The following is a 977-nucleotide window of genomic DNA, read 5'->3' on the forward strand; positions in this document are numbered from 1 at the left end:
TACAGTCTGGTGGCGATGGCAAGAAGGTCACACCCGTTCCCATACCGAACACGGAAGTTAAGCTTCTTTGCGCCGATGGTAGTTGGGGGATTCCCCCTGTGAGAGTAGGACGTCGCCAGGCGAAATGACATTGGATTATGTCCATGTCTTTTTTTATCTCATTAATAATTGGGATTGGTAAAATCTTATAGTTGATTGGTAACACCGATGGTGTTATACTATCAATCTGTCAAACAAAACTATTAATCTTTATTTATAAAATATTAATAAGTTGTTGACAATGAAAACTATCGATGATAAGATATAAAAGTTGTCTCAATAAATTGTTCTTTGAAAACTAAACAACCAAACAATAACAAATTAAGTGAAAACTTTCTTCTAAAGGAAGTTGGAACTAAGCCAGAGTAAACTTTATGAGCTAATCAAACACTTTATTGGAGAGTTTGATCCTGGCTCAGGACGAACGCTGGCGGCGTGCCTAATACATGCAAGTCGAGCGAATCATTGGGAGCTTGCTTCCTTTGATTAGCGGCGGACGGGTGAGTAACACGTGGGCAACCTGCCTATAAGACTGGGATAACTTCGGGAAACCGGAGCTAATACCGGATAATCCTTTTCTACTCATGTAGGAAAGCTGAAAGACGGTGCAAGCTGTCACTTATAGATGGGCCCGCGGCGCATTAGCTAGTTGGTGAGGTAATGGCTCACCAAGGCGACGATGCGTAGCCGACCTGAGAGGGTGATCGGCCACACTGGGACTGAGACACGGCCCAGACTCCTACGGGAGGCAGCAGTAGGGAATCTTCCGCAATGGACGAAAGTCTGACGGAGCAACGCCGCGTGAACGATGAAGGCTTTCGGGTCGTAAAGTTCTGTTGTTAGGGAAGAACAAGTACCGGAGTAACTGCCGGTACCTTGACGGTACCTAACCAGAAAGCCACGGCTAACTACGTGCCAGCAGCCGCGGTAATACGTAG

At 45.8% G+C, this 977-nt stretch carries 2 rRNA genes; both read left to right on the plus strand.

The features are described 5' to 3' along the window. Nucleotides 1-5: 5 nt before the first annotated feature. A 5S ribosomal RNA gene (gene rrf / locus LRP83_RS23120) occupies nucleotides 6-121 on the plus strand. Between the two features lie 310 nt (nucleotides 122-431). Continuing rightward, nucleotides 432-977 (plus strand): 16S ribosomal RNA (locus LRP83_RS23125); the annotation flags it as partial.

The sequence above is a fragment of the Pseudoneobacillus rhizosphaerae genome, from assembly GCF_917563885.1.
Lineage (GTDB): Bacteria > Bacillota > Bacilli > Bacillales > Cytobacillaceae > Pseudoneobacillus > Pseudoneobacillus rhizosphaerae.